Consider the following 23,608-nt stretch of genomic DNA (forward strand, 5'->3'; position numbering starts at 1 on the left):
ATGACCGCGACGAACGACACCCTCAAGCGCGCCTATCTGACGATGGAGAAGATGCAGCGCCGCATCGACGAGCTCTCCGGCGCCCGCACCGAACCCATCGCCGTGGTCGGCCTGGGCCTCCGCCTCCCCGGCGGCGCCGTGGACGCGGACAGCTACTGGGAGATCCTCCGGCAGGGCATCGACGCGGTGAGCGAGATCCCCGCGGACCGCTGGGACGCCGACGCCTTCCACCACGAGGGCGAGCCGCGCCCGGGCAGGATGGCCACCCGCTGGGGCGGCTTCCTCGACCACATCGACCGCTTCGACCACGACTTCTTCGGCATCTCGCGCCGCGAGGCCCTGCTCATGGACCCGCAGCAGCGGATGAGCCTGGAGGTGACCTGGGAGGCGCTGGAGAACGCGGGCATCGCGCCCAGCTCGCTGGCGGGCACCCGGACCGGCGTCTTCATGGGCGTCTCCAGCTGGGACTTCGCCACCGAACACCTGCGCGGCCCGCTGGACTTCAGCGCCTACGCCAGCACCGGCTCGGCGCACAGCGTGCTCACCGGCCGGCTCTCCTACGTGCTCGACCTGCACGGCCCGAGCGTCGCGGTGGACACCGCCTGCTCCTCCTCGCTGGTCGCCGTCCACCAGGCCTGCCAGAGCCTGCGCAACCGCGAGTGCGACACCGCCCTCACCGGCGGCGTCAACGCGGTGCTGTCGCCGCTGCCCAGCGTCTCGTTCACCCAGTTCGGCCGGATGGTCTCGCCGGACGGCCGCTGCAAGGCCTTCGACGCCGACGCCAACGGCTATGTCCGCAGCGAGGGTTGCGGCGTGGTGGTGCTCAAGCGGCTGTCCGACGCCGAGCGCGACGGCGACACCGTGCTGGCGGTGATCCGCGGCGGCGCCGTCAACCAGGACGGGCGCAGCGCCGGCCTCACCGCCCCCAACGGCTCCGCCCAGCGCGACGTGGTGCGGGCCGCGCTGGCCGCCGCGGACGTCCGGCCCGAGCAGGTCTCGCTGATCGAGGCGCACGGCACCGGCACCCTGCTCGGCGACCCGATCGAGGTGGAGGCGCTGGCCGACGTCTACGGCCGGCCCGAGGGCAACCCGGTCTACCTGGGCTCGTGCAAGACCAACATCGGCCACCCGGAGGCGGCGGCCGGCATCGCGGGCCTGCTCAAGGTGATCCTGGCGCTGCGCAACGACGAGATCCCCGGCACCGTCCACTTCAAGAAGCTCAACCCGAACGTCTCGTTCGACGGCACCACCTTCGAGGTGCCCACCGGCCCCACCGCCTGGCCGGCCACCGGCGGCCCCCGGACCGCGGGCATCAGCGCCTTCGGCTTCAGCGGCACCAACGCGCACCTGATCGTCGAGCAGGCCCCGGCCCGCCCGGGGACCCCGCAGGACGGGCAGGACGGGCAGGACGAACAGGACGGGGCGGACCGCCCGCTGTCCGTGCTGCCGCTCTCCGCCAAGAGCGACGCCGCGCTGCTGCGCCTGGCCGAGCGCTACCGGGAACGGCTGACCGCGCCCGACGCCACGCCGCTGGCCGACCTGTGCCACTCGGCCGCCACCGGCCGCTCGCACTTCCGGCACCGGCTCGCGGTGGTCGGCGCCGACCGCGCCCAGGCCGCCGAGCGGCTGGCCGAGCTGGTCGAGGAGGGGCTGCCGGCGGCCGGTGCGGCCGAGCCCTCCGAGGTGGTCTTCCTCTTCACCGGCCAGGGCCCGCAGCGCCCCGGGATGGCCCGCGCGCTCTACGAGCAGCAGCCCACCTTCCGCCGGGCGATCGACCGCTGCGACGCGATCCTGCGCCCGCTGCTGGACCGCCCGCTGCTCTCCTACCTCTACCCCGAGGAGCAGGACCGCGAGCTGATCCAGCGCACCGGATACGCCCAACCCGCGCTGTTCGCCGTCGAGTTCGCGATGTCCGAGATGTGGCGCTCGTGGGGCGTGGAGCCGGGCGCGGTGCTCGGGCACAGCCTCGGCGAGTACGTCGCCGCCTGCGTGGCCGGCGTGATGAGCCTGGAGGACGGCCTGATGTTGGCCGTCGAGCGTTCCAAGCGGATGGAGTCGCTCTCCGGCACCGGCGCGATGGCCACCGTCTTCGCCTCCGAGATGGAGGTCGCCGAGGCCCTGATGGAGATCGCCGACGACCCCGACCGGATCGCCGTCGGCGCCGTCAACGGCCCCGCCAACACCACGATCTCGGGCGACGCCGCGCTGGTCGACCTGGTCTGCGAGCACTTCACCGCGCTCGGCGTGCAGGCCAAGCGGCTGCACATCACCACCGCCTCGCACTCGCCGCTGATGGAACCGATCCTGGAGCCGCTGCGGCAGGCCGCGCTGCGGGTGGACTTCCGGCCGCCGCAGATCCCGCTGATCTCCAACGTGACCGGCGAGCTGTGGGACTGGGCGGAGGCGCCGGACGCCGAGTACTGGGTGCGGCACGCCCGTCGCGCCGTGCGCTTCGCCTCCGGGGTCGGCACCCTGCGCAAGCTCGGCTACCGCACCTTCGTCGAGATGGGCCCGGCGCCGACCCTGCTCGGCCTGATCAGCGACAGCCTGCCCGCCGACGACGACACCCTGCTGCTGCCCAGCCTGCGGCCCAAGCACGACGACTGGGAGGTGCTGCTGGCCGGCGTCGCCGAGCTGTACACCCGCGGCACCGACCTGGACTGGCAGGGCTTCGACCGCGACTACCGGCGCGCCCGGGTGGCGCTGCCCGGCTACCCGTTCGAGCCCACGCCGTGCCGGCGGGAGCGCCGCCCCGCGGACGCCGACCTGCCGGAGAGCGCCGAGGAGCAGGCCGCCGAGCAGGACGAGATGGACGACGGGAGCCTGCTGCACCGCCTGGCCTGGCGACCCGTCGCCGACGGCGCCGACGCCGCCGACGCCGCCCCGGCCCCGGCCGCCGAGGCCCGCGGCTGGGTACTGCTGGCCGGGGGCTCCGGTGCCGACGGCTCCGACTTCGCCGAGCGGCTCGCCGAAGCCGTCGCCCGACGTGGCGAGCCGTGCGTCGTGGTCCGCGCCGGCGCCGACTACCGGCACACCGCCGGGTCCGCCACCGCCGAGATCCGCGCCGACCGGCCCGCCGACCTGGCCCGCCTGGTGGACGAGCTGACGGCCCGGCACGGCGGTCGCGTCGAGGTGGTGCAGCCGGCCGGCCTCGACGCGCAGGACCCGGCCGACGGCAGCTGGACCGGCGTGCTGGACGCCGTCCGCACCGCGCAGGCGCTGGACGGCCGGGCGGCCCGCCTCTGGCTGGTCACCCGCGGCGGCGTCCGGGTCGGCGGCGAGCCGACCGGTCCCGCCCCGCTCGCCGCCGCCCTGTGGGGCCTGGGCCGCTCGCTCCAGGCCGAGCAGACCGCCGCCTGGGGCGGCCTGGTCGACCTCGACCCGCAGCAGCCGCCGGCCGACGGCGCCGAGCAGCTGCTGGACGCCGTCACCCGCCGCGACGCCGACGGCGAGGACCAGATCGCGCTGCGCGACGGGGTGCGGCACGTGGCCCGCCTGGTCCGGGAGCCGGCCGAGTCCGGCCCGGACCGCCCGGTCCGCTGGCGGCGTGACGCCTCCTACCTGATCACCGGCGGCCTGGGCGGCGTCGGCCTGGCCACCGCCCGCTCGCTGGCCCGGGCCGGCGCCCGGCACCTGGTGCTGGTCGGCCGCTCCGCCGTGCCGCCGCGCGGCGAGTGGTCCGCGCTGCCGGCCGAGCACCCGTTCGCCGGCCGGGCGGCCGCGGTGCGCGAGCTGGAGGCGCTCGGCGCCAACGTCCGGCTGGTGTCGCTGGACGTCTCCGACCAGGTGGCCGTGCAGGCGTTCCTGGCCCAGGAGGAGCGCGAGGGCCGTCCGCCGGTCCGCGGTGTGCTGCACGCCGCCGGCGTCGGCGCGATGGTGCCGCTGGCCGAGCTGGACGCCGCCGAGCTGGACCGCCAGCTGCGCCCCAAGGCGCTCGGCGCCTGGGTGCTGCACCAGGCCTTCGCGGAGCGGGAGTTGGACTTCTTCGTGCTCTGCTCCTCGACCAGCGCGGTGCTCAGCTCCCCGTACGTGGCCGCCTACGCCGCCGCGAACGCCTTCCTCGGCGCGCTCGCCGAGCTGCGCCGGGCCGCCGGCCGGCCGGCCCTGGCGATCGACTGGGGCATCTGGGAGGACACCGGCATGGCGGCCCGGAAGGCCGAGGAGACCCCGGGCCTGAGCCGCGGCATGGGCACCCTGCGCCCGGCCCAGGCAGTGCGGGTGCTGCACCGGCTGCTGGGCCACGACGCCGCCCAGGTGGCCGTCGTCCCGGTGGACTGGGACGAGTGGGGCCGCGGCTACCAGGAGGTCTCCGGCTCGCGCCTGCTGACCGAGCTGGTCGGCGCCGCCGACGGTTCGACGGGCTCCCGGTCCGCCCGGCGCGGCGGCCCGGTGCTGCCGGGCCGCGAGGAACTGGCCGCGCTGCCCGCGCCGGAGCGCTCCGCCGCGCTGGCCGCGCAGCTGCTGACCGCGGTGGCCGCGGTGCTCGGCGCCGGCCCCGAGGCGCTGGACCCGCAGACGCCGCTGATCGGCCTCGGCCTCGACTCGCTGATGGCCGTGGAACTGCGCAACGCCATCGACCAGGCGCTCGGCGTCAACCTGCCGATCTCCGACTTCCTCAAGGGCGCCACCGTGCGCTCGCTGGCGGAGCGCCTGGTCGCCGAGGCGCTGACCGACGCCGCCCCGGCCCCCGCCGCCCCGGCGATCGGCCGCGCCGACCGACTGGAGGACCTGGCCGACCGGCTGCTCGCCGAGATCGACAGCCTGCCCGACAGCCTGCCCGAGTTCTCCGCGGAGGCGCCGGGCCGAGGAGAGACCCGATGACCGACACCCTGGACACCAAACTCGCCGCGCTGGAACGCAAGTTGGCGGCGCTGCCGGCCGAGCAGCGGGCCGCGTACGAGCGGCTGCTGAAGGAGCGGGCCGAGGCGGGCACCGTCTTCCCGCTGTCCGTGACCCAGCAGGGCATCTGGTTCTTCGAGCAGCTGCGCCCCGGCAACCCGGCCTACACCATCCTGGGCGCGGTGCGGCTGCGCGGCGCCCTGGACACCGCGGTGCTGCGCTCGGCGGCGGCCGAGGTGGTGCGCCGGCACGAGTCGCTGCGCACCGTCTTCGAGCTGCGCGACGGCCGCCCGGTGCAGGTCGTCCGCCCCGAACTGCCGCTGGACTTCGCCGAGTTGCCCGCCACCGAGGGGCAGCCGCTGGAGGACGCGATCGCCGCGGCCGTCGAAGGGCCGTTCGACCTGGCGGCCGGCCCGCTGCTGCGGCTGCGGGTGCTGCACCTGGGCCCGCAGGACCAGGTGCTGGCCGTGGCCATGCACCACCTGGTCTCGGACGGCTGGTCGATGGGCCTGCTGATCACCGAACTGGGCACCCTCTACGAGGCGTTCGGCGCGGGCCGGCCGTCCCCGCTGCCGGGCCTGCCGATCCAGTACGGCGACTTCGCGGCCTGGCAGCAGAAGCAGGCCGGGGCCGTCGACCGGGCCGAGCACCTCACCTACTGGCGCGAGCACCTGGCGGGCGCCCCCGCGCAGTTGACGCTGCCCACCGACCGGCCGCGCCCGCCGGTGCAGGGCTTCAACGGCGCGTCCTGCCCGGTGGAGCTGGAGCGGCCGCTGATGGCCGAACTCGCCGCGCTCGGCCGGGCGAACGGCGCCACCACGTACATGGTGCTGCTGGCGCTCTTCCACGTGCTGCTGCACCGCTGGAGCGGCCAGCAGGACGTGGTGGTGGGGGTGCCCACCGCCGGCCGGGAGCGGGCCGAACTGGAGCCGCTGATCGGCTTCTTCGTCAACACCCTGCCGGTGCGGGTCGACCTGGCCGGCGACCCGTCGTTCCGCACCGCGCTGGGCCGGGTGCGGGAGGCCTGCCTCGGGCTGTACGCGCACCAGAACGTGCCGTTCGAGCGGCTGGTGGAGGAACTGCGCCCGGAGCGCGACCTCAGTCGCCCGCCGATCTTCCAGAGCTGCTTCTCCTACCAGGACGACCCGGTGGCGGCCCGCCGGATCGGCGGGCTGCGGCTGGAGCGCCTGGAACTGCCCGCCCAGGGCGCCCGGTTCGACCTGGAGTTCCAGTCCTTCGCCCGGGACGGCGCGCTGAGCGGCTGGTTCGAGTACGACCGCGACCTCTTCGAGCCCGACACCATGGCCCGGATGGCCCGGCACTTCCGGCGCCTCGCCGAACTGGTGGTCGCCGCCCCCGACACCCCGGTGGCCGAACTGGAGCTACTGGACGCCGACGAGCGCCGGCAGGTGCTGGCGGCGGGCAACGACACCGCCCGCACCTGGCCGGGCGTCGGCTGGATCCACGAGGTCGTCCAGCAGCAGGCGCACCGCACCCCGGACGCCGAGGCGCTCCGCTTCGAGGGCGAGAGCATCGACTACGCGGAGCTCAACCGGCGCGCCAACCGGCTCGCGCACACCCTGATCCGGCTCGGCACCGGCCCCGACACGCTGGTCGGCGTCGCCATGGAACGCTCGATCGAGCTGGTGGTCGCGCTGCTGGCGGTGCTCAAGGCGGGCGGCGCCTACGTCGCGCTGGACCCGGGCCAGCCCGCCCAGCGGCTGGCCGGCATGCTGGAGGACGCCCCGGTGCCGGTGCTGCTCACCCAGCGCCACGTCCGCGACCGGCTGCCGGATACCGGCTCCGCGACCGTGCTGCTGGTCGAGGACCACACCGGCGGCGGCGCCGACACCGACCCGAACGTCGAACTGTCCGGCGAGCACGCCGCGTACGTCATCTTCACCTCCGGCTCCACCGGCCGCCCCAAGGGCGTCGTCAACGTGCACGCCGGCATCCGCAACCGGCTGCTGTGGATGCAGGACGCCTACCGGCTGGACGGCACCGACCGGGTGCTGCAGAAGACGCCGTTCTCCTTCGACGTCTCGGTCTGGGAGTTCTTCTGGCCGCTGATGGCCGGCGCCACCCTGGTGGTGGCCCGGCCGGACGGGCACCGCGACCCGCAGTACCTGGTGCGGACGATCCGGGAGGAGGCCGTCACCACGGCGCACTTCGTGCCGTCCATGCTGCAGGCGTTCGTGCAGGAGCCCGGCGTCGAGGAGTGCACCGCGCTGCGCCGCGTGATGTGCAGCGGCGAGGCGCTGCCGCGCAGCCTCCAGGACCGGTTCTTCGCCCGCTCCGGCGCCGAACTGCACAACCTGTACGGGCCGACCGAGGCCGCCGTGGACGTCACCGCCTGGGCCTGCCGCCGGGACGACGACCCGCGGCCGGTCCCGATCGGCCGCCCGATCGCCAACACCCGGATGTACGTGCTGGACCGGGCGCTGCGGCCGGTCCCGTCGGGCGTCGCCGGGGAACTGCACATCGCGGGCGACAACCTGGCCCGCGGCTACCTCGGCGACCCCGAGCGCACCGCGGAGCGGTTCGTCCCCGACCCGTTCGACCCCGCGCCGGGCGCCCGGCTCTACCGGACCGGCGACCTGGCCCGGCTGCGCTCCGACGGGGCCATCGAGTACCTCGGCCGGCTCGACCACCAGGTCAAGCTGCGCGGGCTGCGGATCGAGCTCGGCGAGATCGAGTCCGTGTTGACCGGTCACCCGCGGGTCCGCGAGGCCGTGGTGACGGCCCGCCGGCAGGCCGCCGGGGACGTCCGGTTGGTCGCGCACCTGACCGCCGAGGGCGACGCCCCGGCCACCGGCGAGCTGATCTCCTTCCTCAAGGAGCGGCTGCCCGAGTACATGGTGCCGTCCGCCTTCATGGTGCTGGACGCCTTCCCGCTGACCGTCAGCGGCAAGACCGACCGCAAGGCGCTGCCCGAACCGCCCGCCGACCGGCCGGAGTTGGCGAGCAGCTACACCGCGCCCGGGGCCGGCCTGGAGGAGACCCTGGCCGGCCTGTGGCGCGAGCTGCTCGGCGCCCGGCGGGTCGGCCGGGACGACAACTTCTTCGACCTCGGCGGCCACTCGCTGCTGATGGTCGAACTGCGCGCCCGACTGGCCCGGACCGGACACGAGCTGTCCATGGTGGAGCTGTTCCAGCACCCCACGGTCGCCTCGCTGGCCGGCCACCTGGAGCGGTCCGGCCGCCAGGACGACTCGCTGCTGGGCGCGGCCCGGGACCGCGCCGCGATCCGCCGAAAGCGCGCCGCCGTGCGCCGCGGCCGCAGCACCCCCGCAACTGACGCGAGTGACAGGTGATGGACGTGTACGAGACCGACTTCACGCACGACGAGCAGGACGAGCACGTCGCCGTCATCGGCATGGCCGGACGGTTCCCCGGCGCCCCCGACGTCGAGTCGCTGTGGCAGCAGCTCGCCGCGGGCCGGGAGACCGTCTCCGCCCTCACCGACGAGGAGCTGCTGGCCTCCGGCGTCGACCCGGAGCTGCTGCGGCACCCCGACTACGTCAAGGCCAAGGGGGTGCTGGCCGACGCCGACCGCTTCGACGCCGGCTTCTTCGGCTTCAGTCCCCGCGAGGCGGAACTCCTCGACCCGCAGCAGCGGGTCTTCCTGGAGTGCGCCTTCGAGGCGCTGGAGGCGGCCGGCTGCGACCCGCGCACCTTCACCGGCCGGATCGGCGTCTTCGCCGGCGCGAGCCTCAACTCCTACCTGCTGCGCAACCTGCCGGGCGACCCGGAGGCGCTGGAGGAGAGCGGCATCCACCGCACCCTGCTCGCCTCCGACAAGGACTTCCTGGCCACCCGGGTCTCCTACAAGCTGGGCCTGCGCGGCCCCGGCATCACCGTGCAGACCGCCTGCTCCACCTCGCTGACGGCCGTCCACCTGGCCTGCCAGAGCCTGCTGTCCGGGGAGTGCGACATCGCGCTGGCCGGCGGCGTCTCGGTGAGCAGCCCGCTGGCCGGCGGCCACCTGTACGAGCAGGGCGGCATCCTCTCCGCCGACGGCCACTGCCGCCCGTTCGACGCCGCGGCCGGCGGCACGGTGCCGGGCAACGGCGCCGGCGTGGTGGTGCTGCGCCGGCTGGCCGACGCCCGCGACGCCCGGGACGCCGTCCAGGCCGTGGTGCTGGGCAGCGCGATCAACAACGACGGCGCGCTGAAGGCCGGTTACACCGCGCCCAGCGTCGACGGGCAGGCCGAGGTGATCGCCGAGGCACTGGCCGTCGCCGGGGTCGCCCCGCGCACCATCGGCTACGTCGAGGCGCACGGCACCGGCACCGCGCTCGGCGACCCGATCGAGGTCGCCGCGCTGCGCCAGGCGTACCGGCTGCACCCCGAGGCCACCGAGGAGACCGGCTACTGCGCGCTCGGCGCGGTGAAGGGCAACGTCGGCCACCTGGACGCCGCTGCCGGCGTCACCGCGTTCATCAAGACGGTGCTGGCGCTGCGCCACCGGGCGATCCCGCCGACCGTCAACTTCGGCGCGCCCAACCCGGGCCTGGAACTGGGGACCGGCCCGTTCTACGTCCCCACCGAGCTGCGGGAGTGGCCGGCCGCCGAGCACCCGCGCCGGGCCGGGGTGAGCGCCTTCGGCATCGGCGGCACCAACGTGCACGTGGTGCTCCAGGAGGCCGCCGAGCCGCCCGCCGCCGCCCCGGCGACCGGGCGCGCCGAGCTGCTGACGCTCTCCGGCCGCACCCCCGCCGCGCTGGCCGCCAACGCCGAGCGGCTCGCCGAACGGCTGGACGCCGAGCCCGAGTTGCCGCTCGGCGACGCCGCCCACACGCTGGCCCGCCGGCGCGGCTTCGAGCACCGGGCCGCCGTGGTCGCCCCGGCCGGCCCCGAGGGCCGTTCGGCCGCCGTCGCCGCGCTGCGCCGCCTCACCGGCCGCGCCGCCGCCGAGGACGCCCCGGTCGCGTTCCTCTTCCCCGGCCAGGGCGCCCAGTACGTCGCGATGGCCCACGGCCTGTACCGCGAGGAGCCCGAGTTCGCGGCCGAACTCGACGCCTGCGCCGAGCTGTTCACCGCCGAGCTGGGAACCGACCCGCGCACCCTGCTGTTCCCCGGCCCCGACGCCGACCCGCAGCAGGCCGCCGCCGCGCTGGCCCGCACCGAGACCACCCAGCCGGTGCTGTTCCTCGTCGAGTACGCGCTCGCCAGGTTCTGGATGTCCCGCGGCCTGCACCCGCGGGCGATGGCCGGCCACAGCATCGGCGAGTACGTCGCGGCCTGCCTGGCCGGCGTGTTCTCGCTGCCCGACGCGGTCAGGCTGGTCGCCGCCCGCGGCCGGCTGGTGCAGTCGATGCCGGCCGGCGAGATGCTCGCCGTCTTCCTGCCCGAGGCCGAACTCGCGCCGCTGCTGGCCGAGTCGCCCGCACTGGACCTCGCCGCCGTCAACTCCGGCGCGCTCTGCGTGGCGGCCGGCCCGGCCGAGGCCGTGGAGCGGCTGCGCGAGCGCCTGGTCGCCGACGGCACCGCCTGCCGCCGGCTGCACACCTCGCACGCCTTCCACTCGGCGAGCATGGACGCCGCCGTCCGGCCGTTCACCGACGTGGTGCGCACCGTCGAACTGCGGGCCCCGCGGATCCCGTTCTGCTCCGGCCTCACCGGACAGTGGATCACCGACGAGCAGGCCACCAGCCCCGCCTACTGGGGCGAGCACCTGCGCGGCACCGTCCGCTTCCGCGACGCGCTGGGACTGCTGCTCGACGACCCCGAGCTGCTCCTGCTGGAGGTCGGCCCGGGCCGCTCGCTCACCGGCTTCGCCCAGCAGCACGACTCCTGGAGCCCGGAGCGGATCGCGGTGGACTCGCTGCCGCACCCCAAGGACAGCACCGACGACCGCACCCACCTGCTGGCCGGCCTGGGCACGCTGTGGAGCGCGGGCGCCCCGGTGGACCGCTCGGCGGTCTGCGGCGGCGGCACGCTGACCGCGCTGCCCGGCTACGCCTTCCAGCGCCGGCGGTACTGGATCGAGGCGGGTCCGCGCACCGCGCCGAAGCCGCGGAGCGCGGCCCTGCCGATCGACGACTGGTTCACCACCCCCGGCTGGCGCCGCCTGCCCGCCGGCGCCCGCCCCGAGGACGCCGCCGACGCGGTCTGGGCGGTGCTCGGCAGCGAGCAGCCGCTCGGCGCCGAGCTGGCACGGCAGTTGGAGGCCCGCGGTGCCACGGTGCGGCGGATCGGCCGCACCGACGGCCTGGACCGGGACGCCTCGCCACCCTGATCCGCTCGCTGGACACCACCGGCGAGGCCGCCTCGATCCGGCTGGTCCACCTGGGCGCGCTCACCGACCCCGCCGCCGACGGCGCACTCGACGCCGACCGGCTGGCCGCCGCACAGCGCACCGGCTTCGACACCCTGGTCACCCTGGCCCAGGGCATCCTGGACGCGGCCCCCGCCCGCCCGGTGCTGCTCGACGTGCTCGCCGACGGCGTCTTCGAGGTCACCGGCGACGAGCCGCTGCACCCCGGGAGCGCCCTGCTGCTGGGCCCCTGCACCGTCATTCCGCAGGAGGTCACCGGGGTCGAGTGCCGGCTGCTGGACGTCGGCGCGGGCGACCCCGCCGCCGTCGCGGCCGGCCTGCTGGACGCCGCCGCCCGCCACGAACCGCAGCTGGCGCTGCGCGGCCGGCACTGGTGGAGCCGCACCTTCGACGCCGTCGAGCTGCCCGCCGCCGACACCGGCCCCGGCGGACTGCGCGACGGCGGCGGCTACCTGATCACCGGTGGGTTCGGCGGCGTCGGCCTGGCGATCGCCGAGCAGATCGCCCGTACCGTGCGGCGCCCGGTGCTCGGCCTGCTCGGCCGCTCGCCGCTGGCCGCCGACGACCCGGCGCTGCACCGGCTGACCGCACTGGGCGCCGAGGTGCTGCCGCTGCGCGCGGACGTCACCGACGCGGCGCAGACCGCCGAGGCGGTCGCCCTGCTGCGGGCCCGCGCCGGGGCGGTGCACGGCGTGGTGCACGCGGCCGGTCTGCCCTCCCGCGGCCTGCTGATGGGCAAGACCCCCGAGGACGCCGCCGCCGTGCTGGCCGCCAAGACCCTCGGCACCCTGGTGCTCGACCGGGCCTGCGCGGCCGACGAGTTGGACTTCCTGCTGCTCTGCTCCTCGCTGACCGGCCTGCTCGGCGGCCCCGGCCAGAGCGACTACGCGGCCGCCAACGCCTTCCTGGACGCCTACGCGCAGTGGCGGCGCCGCTCCGGCGCCCCGGTGACGGCGGTGGCCTGGGACACCTGGCGCGGCGTCGGCATGGCCGCCGGACTCGACCGCCCCGCGGCCCCCGGCGTCCCGACCGCGCATCCGCTGCTGCGCCGGCTGCCCGGCGGCGACGAGAAGAACGGCGGCTGGACCGGCTCGATCAGCACCGCCGACAGCTGGATCATCGCCGACCACCGGATCATGGGCCACGGCCTGGTGCCGGGCACCGCCTACCTGGAACTGGTCCGGGCGGCCGTCGCCGACCTGACCGGCGCGGCGGCCGTGGAACTGCGCGACGTGCTCTTCGCCCAGCCGGTGATCGTGCCGGACGGCCAGTCCCGCTCGCTGTGGACGACGCTCGCCGCGGACGGCGAGGAGCTGCGGTTCACCGTCCGCAGCCACCACCCCGCCACCGGGCCGATCCACGCCATGGGCACCGCCGTCGCCCTCGACGAGGCGCCGCCGGTGCGCGACCCGGCCGCGCTGCGCGCCGAGTTCGCCGAGGTGCCGCCGGTCGACGACGACGACGAGCTGAAGCAGCTCTTCAAGCTCGACCTGCTGGTGCAGGGCAACGGCATCGAGTTCACCCTCGGCCCGCGCTGGCACTGCCTCCGCAGCGCCCGGGTCGCCCCCGGACGGCTGCTGGTCTCCCTCCGGCTGCCCGAGGAGCACGCCGGCGACCTGGACGCCTACCTGCTGCACCCGGCGCTGCTGGACGTGGCCGGCGTCTCGGCCCGGATCCAGATGCCGGACAAGGGCTACTACCTGCCGTTCACCTACCGCTCGCTGAAGGCGCTGGCCCCGCTCACCGCCGAGATCACCTGCGATGTCGTGCTCAAGGGCTCGCCCGACGGCGGCGAGAGCCTGACCTGCGACATCGACATGCTGGCCGAGGACGGCCGGGTGCTGGTCCGGATCACCGACTTCACCCTGAAGCGGATCAACGACCTGGACGGCATGCGCGACCAGGTCGCCGAGGCCGTGGCCGCCGGCACCGCCCCCGCCCCGGCCGCGCCGCAACTCCCCGAGGCACTGCGGCTGCTGGCCGAGGGCATCACCGAGCAGGACGGGCAGCAGGCGCTCGCCCGGGTGCTGGCCAACCCCGGGGCCCCCGCCCAACTGGTGCTCTCCCACCGCGAGTTGGCGCAGATGCGGGCGGTGGCCCGGAGCATCACCCCGGCCCTGCTGGCCGGCGGGGACGACCAGGCTGCCCCGGCGGCCGGCCGCCACCCGCGCCCCGAGCTGCCGACCCCCTACCAGGAGCCGGCGACCGACGAGGAACGCGCCGTCGCGGAGATCTGGCAGGAGGTGCTGGGCGTCGAACAGGTGGGCACCGCCGACGACTTCTTCGCCCTCGGCGGGCACTCGCTGGCCGCCGTCCAGATCGGCACCAAGATCCGCAGCCGGCTGGGCGTCCCGCTCGACCTGCGCGGCTTCTTCGAGGACCCCACCGTGGCGCACACCGTCGCCCTGCTGGCCGCCGGCGGGTCCGAGGAGGACGCGGCGGACGCCATCACGCCCCGCTCCGACGACGGGTCGGCCGACCTGGACGAACTGTCCGACGAACAAGTGGAAGCGATGCTCGCCGAGATGCTCGCCGCCGAGACCGATGACCTGGAGGACCTGGCATGACCGACAACGTCGACCTGAGCCGGCTCACGGCCGAGCAGAAGCGCGCGCTGCTCGCCCGGAAGCTGCGCCGCAAGGCCGGCCCCAGGCGGGTGCCGGCGTCCTTCGCCCAGAAGCGCCTCTGGTTCATGGAGCAGCTCGCCCCGGGCAGCGCGGCGTACAACATCCCGGGCGCGCTGCGCGTCCACGGCGCCCTCGACATCGAGGCCTGGCGGCGCAGCTGCGTGGCGCTGGTGCAGCGGCACGAGGCGCTGCGCACCGTCTTCGAGGAGGTGGACGGCGAGCCGGTGCAGGTGATCGCCGAGTCCGGCGAGCCGGAGTTCACCGTCGTCGCCTGCGAGCACCTGCACGGGCCGGACGGCGAGGAGGGCATCAAGGAGCTGGCCCGCGCCGAGTTCGCCCGCCCGTTCGACCTGCGGCACGGCCCGCTGCTGCGGATCACCCTGCTGCGCCTCGCCGCCGAGGAGCACGTGCTGCTCCTCACCATGCACCACATCGCCGGCGACCTCTGGTCCACCTCCGTCGCGTTCCGCGAACTGGTGGCGTTCTACCGCGAGTTCAGCACCGGCGAGGACGCCGGACTGCCGCCGCTGAAGATCCAGTACCCGGACTACGCGCTCTGGCAGCGCGACCGGCTGGCCGGGGACGCCCTCGGCCCGCAGCTGGAGTACTGGCGCACCACCCTGCACGGCGCGCCGCCGATGCTCGAACTGCCCACCGACCGCCCGCGCCCGGCGGTGCTGGGCAGCCGCGGCGGCTCCCGCCCGTTCCGGCTGCCGACCGAAACCGCCGACGCCATGCGGGAGTTCAGCCGCGGCGAGGGCGCCACCCCGTTCATGACCATGCTCGCGGCCTTCCTGGTGCTGCTGCACCGGTACAGCCGGGAGGACGACATCGTCGTCGGCGTGCCGGTCGCCAACCGCGGCCGGCGCGAAGTCGAGCCGCTGATCGGCCTGTTCGTCAACATGCTGGCGCTGCGCACCGACCTCTCCGGGGCGCCGACCTTCCGCGAACTGGTCGCCCGGGTCCGGGAGACGGCGCTCGGCGCCTTCGCCCACCAGGAACTGCCGTTCGAGCGACTGGTGGAGGAGCTCCAGCCGGAGCGCGACCTGTCCCGCTCGCCGGTCTTCCAGGTCTCCTTCATCTACCAGAACATCGAGCTGCCCCGGTTCGACGGCGTCGGCCTGCGGATGGAAACGATGGAGGTGGAGAGCGCCACCTCCCGGTTCGACCTGGTGCTGGAGGTCTTCGAGCGGCCCGACGGGCTGGGCGGCAGCCTGGAGTACAACCGCGACCTGTTCGAGCCGCAGACCGTGGACGGCTTCGCCCGCCACCTGGAGCGGCTGGTCGGGACGCTGCTGGCGGAGCCGGACCTTCCGGTCGGCCGGCTGCCGATGCTGTCCGACGACGAGAGCCGGCAGCTGCGCGAGCGCTGGAACGACACCGCGCGCGACTGGCCGCTGCCGCTCGCCGCGCACCGGCGGTTCGAGGAGCTGGCCGCCCGCACCCCGGACCGCGAGGCGCTCCGATTGGAGGCCGCCGGCACCCCGCTGAGCTACCGCGAACTGAACGAGCGGGCCAACCGGTTGGCGCACCGCCTGATCGGCCTCGGGGTCGGCCGCGACGTGCTGGTCGGGATCTGCCTGGAGCGCTCGCCGGAGCTGCTGGTGGCGATGCTGGCGGTGCTCAAGGCGGGCGGCGCCTACGTGCCGCTGGACCCGGGCTTCCCCGCCGACCGGATCGCCTGGACCCTGGAGGACTCCGGCCTGCGGGTGCTGCTCACCCGGCGGAGCGTCCACGACGAGCTGTTCGGCGACCGCGGGCCGCAGACCGGCGCCGAGGTGCTCTGCCTGGACGAGCTCACCGCCGAGCTCACCACCGGGCCCGCGCACGACCCCGGCGTCGGGACCGGCCCGGACGACCTGGCCTACGTCATCTACACCTCCGGCTCCACCGGCCGCCCCAAGGGCGTGCAGATCCCGCACCGGGCGCTCGGCAACTTCCTCCACTCGATGGGCGAGCGCCCGGGCCTGGCCGCCGACGACGTGCTGCTCGCGGTGACCACCGCCGCCTTCGACATCGCCATGCTGGAGCTGCTGCTGCCGCTGGTCACCGGCGCCCGGGTGGTGCTGGCGCGCCGCGAGACCGCGGCCGACGGCGGCCGGCTGGCCGCCGAACTGGCCGACTGCGGCGCCACCGTGATGCAGGCGACCCCGGCGACCTGGCGGATGCTGCTGGACGCCGGATGGACCGCCGGGCACGGCCTGACCGCCCTGGTCGGCGGCGAGGCGCTGCCCGCCGAGCTGGCCGCCCGGCTGCTGGCCACCGACGCCACCGTGTGGAACATGTACGGCCCCACCGAGACCACCATCTGGTCCTCGGTCTCCCGCGTCGACGGCGGCCCGATCTCGATCGGCGAGCCGATCGCCAACACCACGCTCCAGGTGCTGGACGCGGCCGGCGGCCCGGTCCCGGTGGGCGTGCCCGGCGAGCTGTGCATCGGCGGCGACGGCCTGGCCCGCGGCTACCTGGGCCGCCCGGAGCTGACCGCCGAGAAGTTCGCCGACAGCGCCGAGGGCGAGCGCCTGTACCGCACCGGCGACCTGGTGCGCCGCCGCCCCGACGGCCGGATCGACTTCCTCGGCCGGCTCGACCACCAGGTCAAGCTGCGCGGCTACCGGATCGAGCTCGGCGAGATCGAATCGGTGCTGGCCGAGCAGCCGGTCGTCGCCCAGGCCGTGGCGCTGGTCCGCGAGGACACCCCCGGCGACCAGCGCCTGGTCGCCTACCTGGTGCTGGAGGACGCGGACCCGGCCGCGGACGGGCCGACCCTGGCCCGCGAGCTGCGCGCGGCGCTGGCCGGCACCCTGCCGGACTACATGCTGCCGTCCGCCTTCCTCGTCCTGGACGCCCTGCCGCTGACCCCGAACGGCAAGATCGACCGCCGGGCGCTGCCCGCCCCCGAGGGCGGCCGCGGCGAGCTGCGGGCCCCGTACGCCGCCCCGCGCAACCCGGACGAGGCGCTGCTGTGCCGGCTCTTCGCCCGGGTGCTGGACCGCGACGAGGAGGCCGCCGAGGTCGGCATCGACGACAGCTTCTTCGAGCTCGGCGGCCACTCGCTGCTGGCCACCCGACTGATGTCGCAGATCCGCTCCGCCTTCGAGGTCGAACTGCCGGTCCGCGCGCTCTTCCAGGCGCCCACCCCGGCCAAGCTGGCCGAGCGGCTGCGCGCCGCCGCGGGCCCGGTCCGCCCGGCGCTGCTGCCCGCCGACCGCCCCGAGGTGCTGCCGCTCTCCTTCGCCCAGCAGCGGCTCTGGTTCCTGCACCGCCTGGAGGGCCCGTCGCCCACCTACAACATCCCGGTGGTGCTGCGCCTGCGCGGCGAACTGCACCCGCAGGCGCTGCACGCGGCGCTGGGCGACCTGGTGGCCCGGCACGAGGCGCTGCGCACCGTCTTCCCCGACACCAACGGCGTGCCCCGCCAGCTGGTGCTGCCCGCTGCCGAGGCGGCGCCCGAGCTGCACCTCACCGAGCTGACCGAGGAGGCGCTGCCCGGGGCGATGGCCCGTGCCGCCCGGCACGCCTTCGAGCTCACCACCGAACGGCCGCTCCGCGCGGAGCTGCTGGTCCTCGGCGAGCGCGACCGGGTGCTGGTGCTGACGATCCATCACATCGCCGCCGACGGCTGGTCGCTGGCCCTGCTCGGCCGCGACCTCGCGAACGCCTACGCGGCCCGCTGCGACGGCGCCGCCCCGCAGTGGAGCCCGCTGCCCGTCCAGTACGCCGACTTCGCGCTGTGGCAGCGTCGGCTGCTGGGCGACGCCGAGGACCCGGAGAGCCTGCTGGCCCAGCAGTGCGCCTACTGGAGCCGGGCCCTGGACGGTCTGCCGGAGCGGATCGCCCTGCCCACCGACCGCCCCCACCCGACCCGCACGTCCCGCCGCGGCAGCACGCTGGAGTTCTCCTGGGACGCCGCCCTGCACGCCGAAGTCGCCCGGGTGGCACGGGAGAACGGGTCCAGCGCCTTCATGGTGGTGCACGCGGCACTGGCCACGCTGCTGCACCGGATGGGCGCCGGCACCGACATCCCGCTCGGCATCGCGGTGGCCGGCCGCCTCGACGAGGCGGCCGCCGAACTGATCGGCTTCTTCGTCAACACCCTGGTGCTCCGCACCGATCTGGGCGGCCGCCCGAGCTTCCGCGAGCTGCTGGCCCAGGTCCGCGAGCGCAGCCTGGACGCCCTGGCCCACCAGGACATCCCGTTCGAGTACCTGGTGGACCTGCTCAAGCCGTCCCGCTCGCTGGCCCACCACCCGCTCTACCAGACCGCGCTGGCCTGGCAGAACACCCCCGACGCGGAGGCCACGATGCCGGGCGTGGCGGTGCAGCGCCTCACCGTGGACACCGACTCCACCCGGGTGGACCTGCACTTCGCGCTCACCGAGCGCCGCCCGGCCGCCGACGGCTCCCCGGCCGGCGTGGACGGCGTGGTGGAGTTCAACACCGACATCTTCGACCGGGGCACGGTCGAGGCACTCGCCGAGCGGCTGGGCCTGGTGCTGCGCGCCGCCCTCGCCGCCCCGGACGCCCCGGTGGACGACCTGGAGGTGCTCACCGACGCGGAGCGCCGCGCCCTGCCCGGCTGGAACGACACCGCCCGCCCGGTGCCGCAGGGCACCCTGGCAGAGCTGTTCGAGGCCCAGGCGGCCCGCACCCCCGACGCCGTCGCCGTCGTCTCCGCCGACCCGGAGCAGCCCGGCGAGCTGACCTACCGGGAGCTGGACACCGAGGCCGACCGACTGGCCCGGCTGCTGCTCGCCCGCGGCGCCGGCCCCGGCCGGATCGTCGCGGTGTCGCTGCGCCGCTCCACCCGGCTGGTGACCGCGCTGCTGGCGGTCGCCAAGACCGGCGCGGCCTACCTTCCCGTCGACCCGGGCTACCCGGTCGAGCGGATCGACTACATGCTGCGGGACGCCGCCCCGGCGCTGCTGGTCACCCTCGGCGCCGACGCCGACGACCTGCCCGACGGCCCGGTTCCGTGCCTGCTGCTGGACGCGCCCGCGACCGTGGCGCAGCTGGCCGCGGCGGACCCGGGCGCCCCGGCCGCCGAGCGGCCGACCGCGGAGCACCCGGCGTACGTGATCTACACCTCCGGTTCCACCGGGCGCCCCAAGGGCGTGCTGGTGCCGCACACCGGCATCGGCAGCCTGGTCGCCGGGCAGGCCGAACGGTTCGCGGTCGGCCCGGACAGCCGGATGCTGCAGTTCGCCTCGCCGAGCTTCGACGCCTCGGTGGCGGAGATGCTGGTCACGCTGCTCTCCGGGGCCGCGCTGGTGGTCGCGCCCGCCGACCGGCTGCTGCCCGGCGACCCGCTGGTGCGCACCTGCGCCGAGCACCGGGTCAGCCACGTGACGCTGCCGCCGAGCGTGCTGGCCGTGCTCGACCCGGCCTGCCTGCCGACCGTCACCACGCTGGTCACGGCCGGCGAGGCCTGCCCGCCGGAGACGGTCGCCGCCTGGTCGGCCGGCCGCCGGATGATCAACGCCTACGGGCCGACCGAGACCACCGTCTGCGCCACCATGAGCGAGCCGCTCACCGGCGGCGCGGCCAAGCCCCCGATCGGCCGTCCGATCGTCAACGCCCGCGTCCACGTGCTGGACGAGCGCCGCCGGCCGGTGCCGGTCGGCGTGCCGGGCGAACTCCTGGTGGGCGGCAGCGGCGTGGCCCTCGGCTACCTGGGCCGCCCGGACCTCACCGCCGAGCGCTTCGTCGACGGCCCCGGCGGGGAGCGGCTGTACCGCACCGGCGACCTGGTGCGCCGACTGCCCGACGGGCAGCTGGACTTCCTCGGCCGGATCGACGACCAGGTGAAGCTGCGCGGCTTCCGGATCGAGCCCGGCGAGATCGCCTCGGCGCTGCTCGCCCACCCGGAGATCGCGCAGGCCGTGGTGGTGGTCCGCGAGGACCGGCCCGGCGTGCAGCAGCTGGTCGGGTACGTGGTGCCCGTCGCCGGCACCGCCCCGGACCCGGCGGCCCTGCGCGGCCACCTGGCCGGGCAGCTGCCCGCCCACCTGGTCCCGGCCGCCTGCGTGCTGCTGACCGAGCTGCCGCTGACCCCCAACGGCAAGGTGGACCGGGCGGCCCTGCCCGCCCCCGAGGCCGGCGAGGCGGCCTGGGCCGAGCGGATCGCCCCCCGCACCGCTCTGGAGCGCGCGGTCGCCGCCGCCTGGTCGGCGCTGCTCGGCGTGCCCGAGGTGGGGGTGCACGACGACTTCTTCGACCTCGGCGGGCACTCCCTGCTGGCCACCCAGCTGGCCGCCCGGCTCGGCGCCGAGCACGGCGTGCAGGTGCCGATCCGGGTCCTGTTCGACCGGCCCACGCCGGCCGGCCAGGCGGCCTGGCTCGGCGACCACCGGGACGACGCGGAGCGCGAGCGGATCCCGCTCGCCGACCGCACGGCGGGCATCCCGCTCTCCTTCTCCCAGGAAGACCTGGTCAGTCACCACCCCGTCCCGATCGAGCACCACTTCCACAACGTGCTCACCGCTCTGGTGCTGCGCGGCGCCCTGGACCGGGCGGCGCTGCGCGACAGCCTCGACGCCATCACCCGGCGCCACGAGGCGCTGCGCACCCGGATCGGCGCCGTCGACGGCGTGCCGCGCCAACTGGTGGACGAGGCCGGCGGCTGGCCGCTGGACGTCGTCGACCTGACCCACCTGGACGACGAGACCCGCGAGAAGGAGCTGCGGCGGCTGCTCACCGAGCAGGAGCTCGGCTCGTTCCGGGTGGCCGACGAGCCGCTGGTGCGCGGCGCGCTGATCGCGCTGCGCCCCGACGAGCACGTGCTGGCCCTGGTGATGCACCACCTGGTCACCGACAACTGGTCGTACGGCGTGCTCTTCCAGGAGCTGCGCGTGCAGTACGCGGCCCGGCTGGACGGCGCCGAGCCGTCCGGGCTGCCCGAACTGCCCGTCCAGTACCCGGACTTCGCGGACTGGCAGCAGCGCCGCCGGGCGGCCGGGGCGCTGCGCGGGCGGGCCGCGCACTGGGAGCGGCGGCTGGCCGCGCTGCCCCCGTCGCCGGTCTTCCGGGCCCCGGAGCACCAGCGCCTGGAGGCGGCCACCGGTGCGACCCGCGGGTTCGCCGTGCCGGCCGCGGAGGGCACGGCGCTGGCCGAACTGGCCCGGGAGGAGGGGGCGACCCTCTTCATGGTGGTGATGGCGGCCTTCCAGCTGCTGCTGTCCGGCTACGCCGGCCGGGAGGACATCACCGTCTCCTTCCCGGTGGCCGGCCGGGAGCAGCCGGAGACCGAGAACATGATCGGATTCTTCGTCAGTCACCTGCTGGTTCGAACAGATCTGGCCACATCGCTGACTTTCCGCCAACTTGTCGGCCGGGTACGGGAGGAGACCCTCGACGCCTACGCCAACCAGGGGGTGCCGCTGTGGCACCAGGAGGGCATCCGGGAGCGTGGTCGCGACCCCTTCTCGATCTCCTTCAATCTGCTCAACGCCACTGTGCCGGCACTGGAGTTGACCGGTCTGACCGCCGCTCCGCTGGACCTCCGGATCGGTGACGACTATGTCTTCCCGGAGGTCATCGTCGACATGGAGGCGTCGGCCGTGGACCTGGCGCTGATCCTCCGCAGCTTCGACGACGGGTCGCTGCGCGGCATGTGGCTGTACGGCCTGGACGTGGTCGAGCCGCGGACGATGGCGGCGATGATGCGTCAATGGCATGTTCTGCTCAGTGAATTGACGGTCGATCCGGACCGGCGGCTGGCCGAGCTGGTGGCGGTAATTCGCCAGGACTGATCCACGATCAATGATTCGTTTACTATTCTTTTACCATTCGTCCCGGCGGGTCCGCCCGCCGGGACGGACCGGAGGTGATTGATGTACCCCGCCACCGCCACCGCCACCGCCACCGCCACCGCCACCGGCCGGTCTGCGGCCCTCGCCGACGTTCCGCGGCAGCTGCCTCCCGGCCGGGTCCGGCTGCTCTGCCTGCCGTACGCGGGCGGAGCCGCCTCGCTCTACCGGGGCTGGAGCGCGCTCGCCGACGACCGGGTCGAGGTCTGCCCGGTGGAGCTGCCGGGCCACGGACGCCGGCTGGGCGAGGGCCCGGTCTCCCGACTGCGGCCTCTGGTCGCCCTGCTGGCGACCGAGCTGGAACCGGCGCTGGACCGGCCGTTCGCGTTCTTCGGGCACAGCATGGGCGCGCTGCTGGCGTTCGAGCTCTGCCGGGAGCTGCGGCGGCGCGGTGCGGCCGGGCCGGAGCACCTGTTCCTCTCCGGCGCCTCGGCGCCGGACGCGCCGCGCACCCGTCCGCAGATCCACGCGGCCACCGACGAGGAGGTCAAGCGGGAGCTGCGCTTCCTCGGCGGCACTCCGCCGGAGCTGCTGGACAACCGGGAGCTGATGGAGCTGATGCTGCCCACCCTGCGGGCCGACTTCTCGGTGCTGGAGACCTACCACTACCGCCCGGAGCCCCCGCTGACGGTGCCGATCACCGTCTTCGGGGGCACGGCGGATCCGTCCGTGCGACCGCAGGCGCTGCACGGCTGGCGGGCCCAGACCACCGGCAGGGCCCGGCTGGAGCTGCTGCCGGGGGACCACTTCTTCCTGCACGCCTCGGTGGTCGAGATCCTCGGCACGGTCGCCGGGGCCCTCGACGCCGACCCGGTCGGCAACCTGGCGTAGCGCGTGCCGGGTCGGCGGGCAGTCCACTGCGGGCCCCCCGACCCGGCGCCCTGCCCGGTACCGACCCCGCCGACCGGTCAGGCCGGCTGTCGCAGCCCCTGTTCGACCGCCCTGATCAGCCCGGATTCATAGGCGAGCGCCACCGCGTGGGCCCGGCTGCGGACGCTGAGCTTGGTCAGCAGGTGGTGGACGTGCGAGCGGATGGTGGCCGAGGAGACCGAGAGCTTGTCGGCGATCTCCTGGTTGGCGTAGCCCTGCGCCAGCAGGAGCAGCACCTCGGCCTCCCGGTTGGTCAGCGCGTCCGGGACCAGCGGCAGGTCGCGGTCCTCGGGCGTCCGCCAGGCCGCCGGGAGCCGGTTCATCCGCAGCGGACCGCAGGTCGGCATGATCAGCGTGTCGTCCGCGGCGGCCACCCGGATGATGTCGGGCAGCGCCTGTGGCCGCCCCCGCGGATCGAAGACGGCCGCCGCCCCGCAGGTGATCACCTGGTGGGCGACGTCGGGCCGGCAGGCGCCGACGTAGACCAGCCGGCTGACCGCGGAGAGCCGTTCGACCATGGCGCCCCGGAACGGCGCCTCCGCGGAAGCGCTGAGCACCGTGATGTCCGGCTCCAGCTCCAGGGCGAGAGTGTGGGCTATTTCCTCGTCCTGCGTTTCGGCGATGACCGACAGATCGTCGGACAACTGAAGAAGAGCAGTAATTCCGACACGAATGAGTGAGTCTTCGGCGAGGAGAAGAATTCTAATTTCTCCACCGAATTCTCTTGTGCGCTGACTTGAACGCTCCATGTGAACCCCCGTACGGATATGCCAACGAAGCCATTGGGCGCAATGGAATCATCCCGTCACGGGGCTCTGCAAGTATCTGCAAGTCCTGTCAGGACCAGGTCGGTTGTGCTGCGGCGAGGGTGGGGCGGGTGAAGTCGGCTGCCGGTGAGCGGTTGTCGGGCCGGGTGTTTCCGCCGGGTCCGGTCGATGAGGTGATCGGCGAAACCGCGTGCGGCGAGAAGTTGAACGCTCTCCTACCGGCGGGCGCGGGTGGGGAATTTCGTTCCGGCGGTGCGCCTGTTCTTCCGGCCGGGCCGGGCCGGGCGGGGCGGGGTGGGGCGGGCCGCTCCCCCGCCGGCCGGCGGGGGAGTGGCAGGCGGGGGGGGGCCCCCCCGCGGAGCCGCCCGCCGCCGCGCCCGGCCCCGGGAAGGGGTGTGGCGGGGCCTGGGGCGGTGG

At 75.2% G+C, this 23,608-nt stretch carries 7 protein-coding genes; 6 read left to right on the top strand and 1 reads right to left on the bottom strand.

The window, feature by feature from the left end; all coding sequences use genetic code 11:
• From ACFV4P_RS14670 to ACFV4P_RS14695, 6 genes are all read left to right on the top strand, one after another.
• Entirely contained in the window at positions 1 to 4,821 is a 4,821-nt protein-coding gene (locus ACFV4P_RS14670; RefSeq protein WP_380470971.1) for an SDR family NAD(P)-dependent oxidoreductase, read from the top strand.
• A complete protein-coding gene (locus tag ACFV4P_RS14675; RefSeq protein ID WP_380470973.1) occupies positions 4,818 to 8,153 on the top strand; it encodes an amino acid adenylation domain-containing protein in 3,336 nt (1,111 codons plus the stop codon). The genes ACFV4P_RS14670 and ACFV4P_RS14675 overlap by 4 nt, the downstream gene beginning before the upstream one ends.
• A 5-nt stretch (positions 8,154 to 8,158) precedes the next feature.
• Positions 8,159 to 11,080 carry a type I polyketide synthase gene (locus ACFV4P_RS14680; RefSeq protein WP_380470975.1) on the top strand — a complete coding sequence of 974 codons (2,922 nt, stop codon included), beginning with the start codon at positions 8,159 to 8,161 and terminating at the stop codon, positions 11,078 to 11,080.
• 182 nt (positions 11,081 to 11,262) lie between these two features.
• Entirely contained in the window at positions 11,263 to 13,686 is a 2,424-nt protein-coding gene (locus tag ACFV4P_RS14685) for an SDR family NAD(P)-dependent oxidoreductase (RefSeq protein ID WP_380470977.1), read from the top strand.
• Complete coding sequence (locus ACFV4P_RS14690; protein WP_380470979.1) at positions 13,683 to 21,497, top strand: amino acid adenylation domain-containing protein; 7,815 nt, start codon at positions 13,683 to 13,685, stop codon at positions 21,495 to 21,497. The genes ACFV4P_RS14685 and ACFV4P_RS14690 overlap by 4 nt, the downstream gene beginning before the upstream one ends.
• An 81-nt stretch (positions 21,498 to 21,578) precedes the next feature.
• Positions 21,579 to 22,385: a thioesterase II family protein gene (locus tag ACFV4P_RS14695; protein ID WP_380470981.1), complete on the top strand. Its 807-nt coding sequence runs from the start codon at positions 21,579 to 21,581 to the stop codon at positions 22,383 to 22,385.
• Between the two features lie 77 nt (positions 22,386 to 22,462).
• On the opposite strand, the gene ACFV4P_RS14700 is transcribed toward ACFV4P_RS14695, so the two are convergent.
• Complete coding sequence (locus tag ACFV4P_RS14700; RefSeq protein ID WP_380470982.1) at positions 22,463 to 23,068, bottom strand: response regulator transcription factor; 606 nt, start codon at positions 23,066 to 23,068, stop codon at positions 22,463 to 22,465.
• Positions 23,069 to 23,608: the final 540 nt, after the last annotated feature.

The sequence above is a fragment of the Kitasatospora sp. NPDC059795 genome (assembly GCF_042732175.1).
Classification (GTDB): Bacteria; Actinomycetota; Actinomycetes; order Streptomycetales; family Streptomycetaceae; genus Kitasatospora.

What these genes read in the sequence shown, in the direction of transcription:
- ACFV4P_RS14670 (WP_380470971.1), top strand. Translation starts at nt 1, where the DNA reads ATGACCGCGACGAACGACACCCTCAAGCGCGCCTATCTGACGATGGAG.
- ACFV4P_RS14675 (WP_380470973.1), top strand. Translation starts at nt 4,818, where the DNA reads ATGACCGACACCCTGGACACCAAACTCGCCGCGCTGGAACGCAAGTTG.
- ACFV4P_RS14690 (WP_380470979.1), top strand. Translation starts at nt 13,683, where the DNA reads ATGACCGACAACGTCGACCTGAGCCGGCTCACGGCCGAGCAGAAGCGC.
- ACFV4P_RS14695 (WP_380470981.1), top strand. Translation starts at nt 21,579, where the DNA reads ATGTACCCCGCCACCGCCACCGCCACCGCCACCGCCACCGCCACCGGC.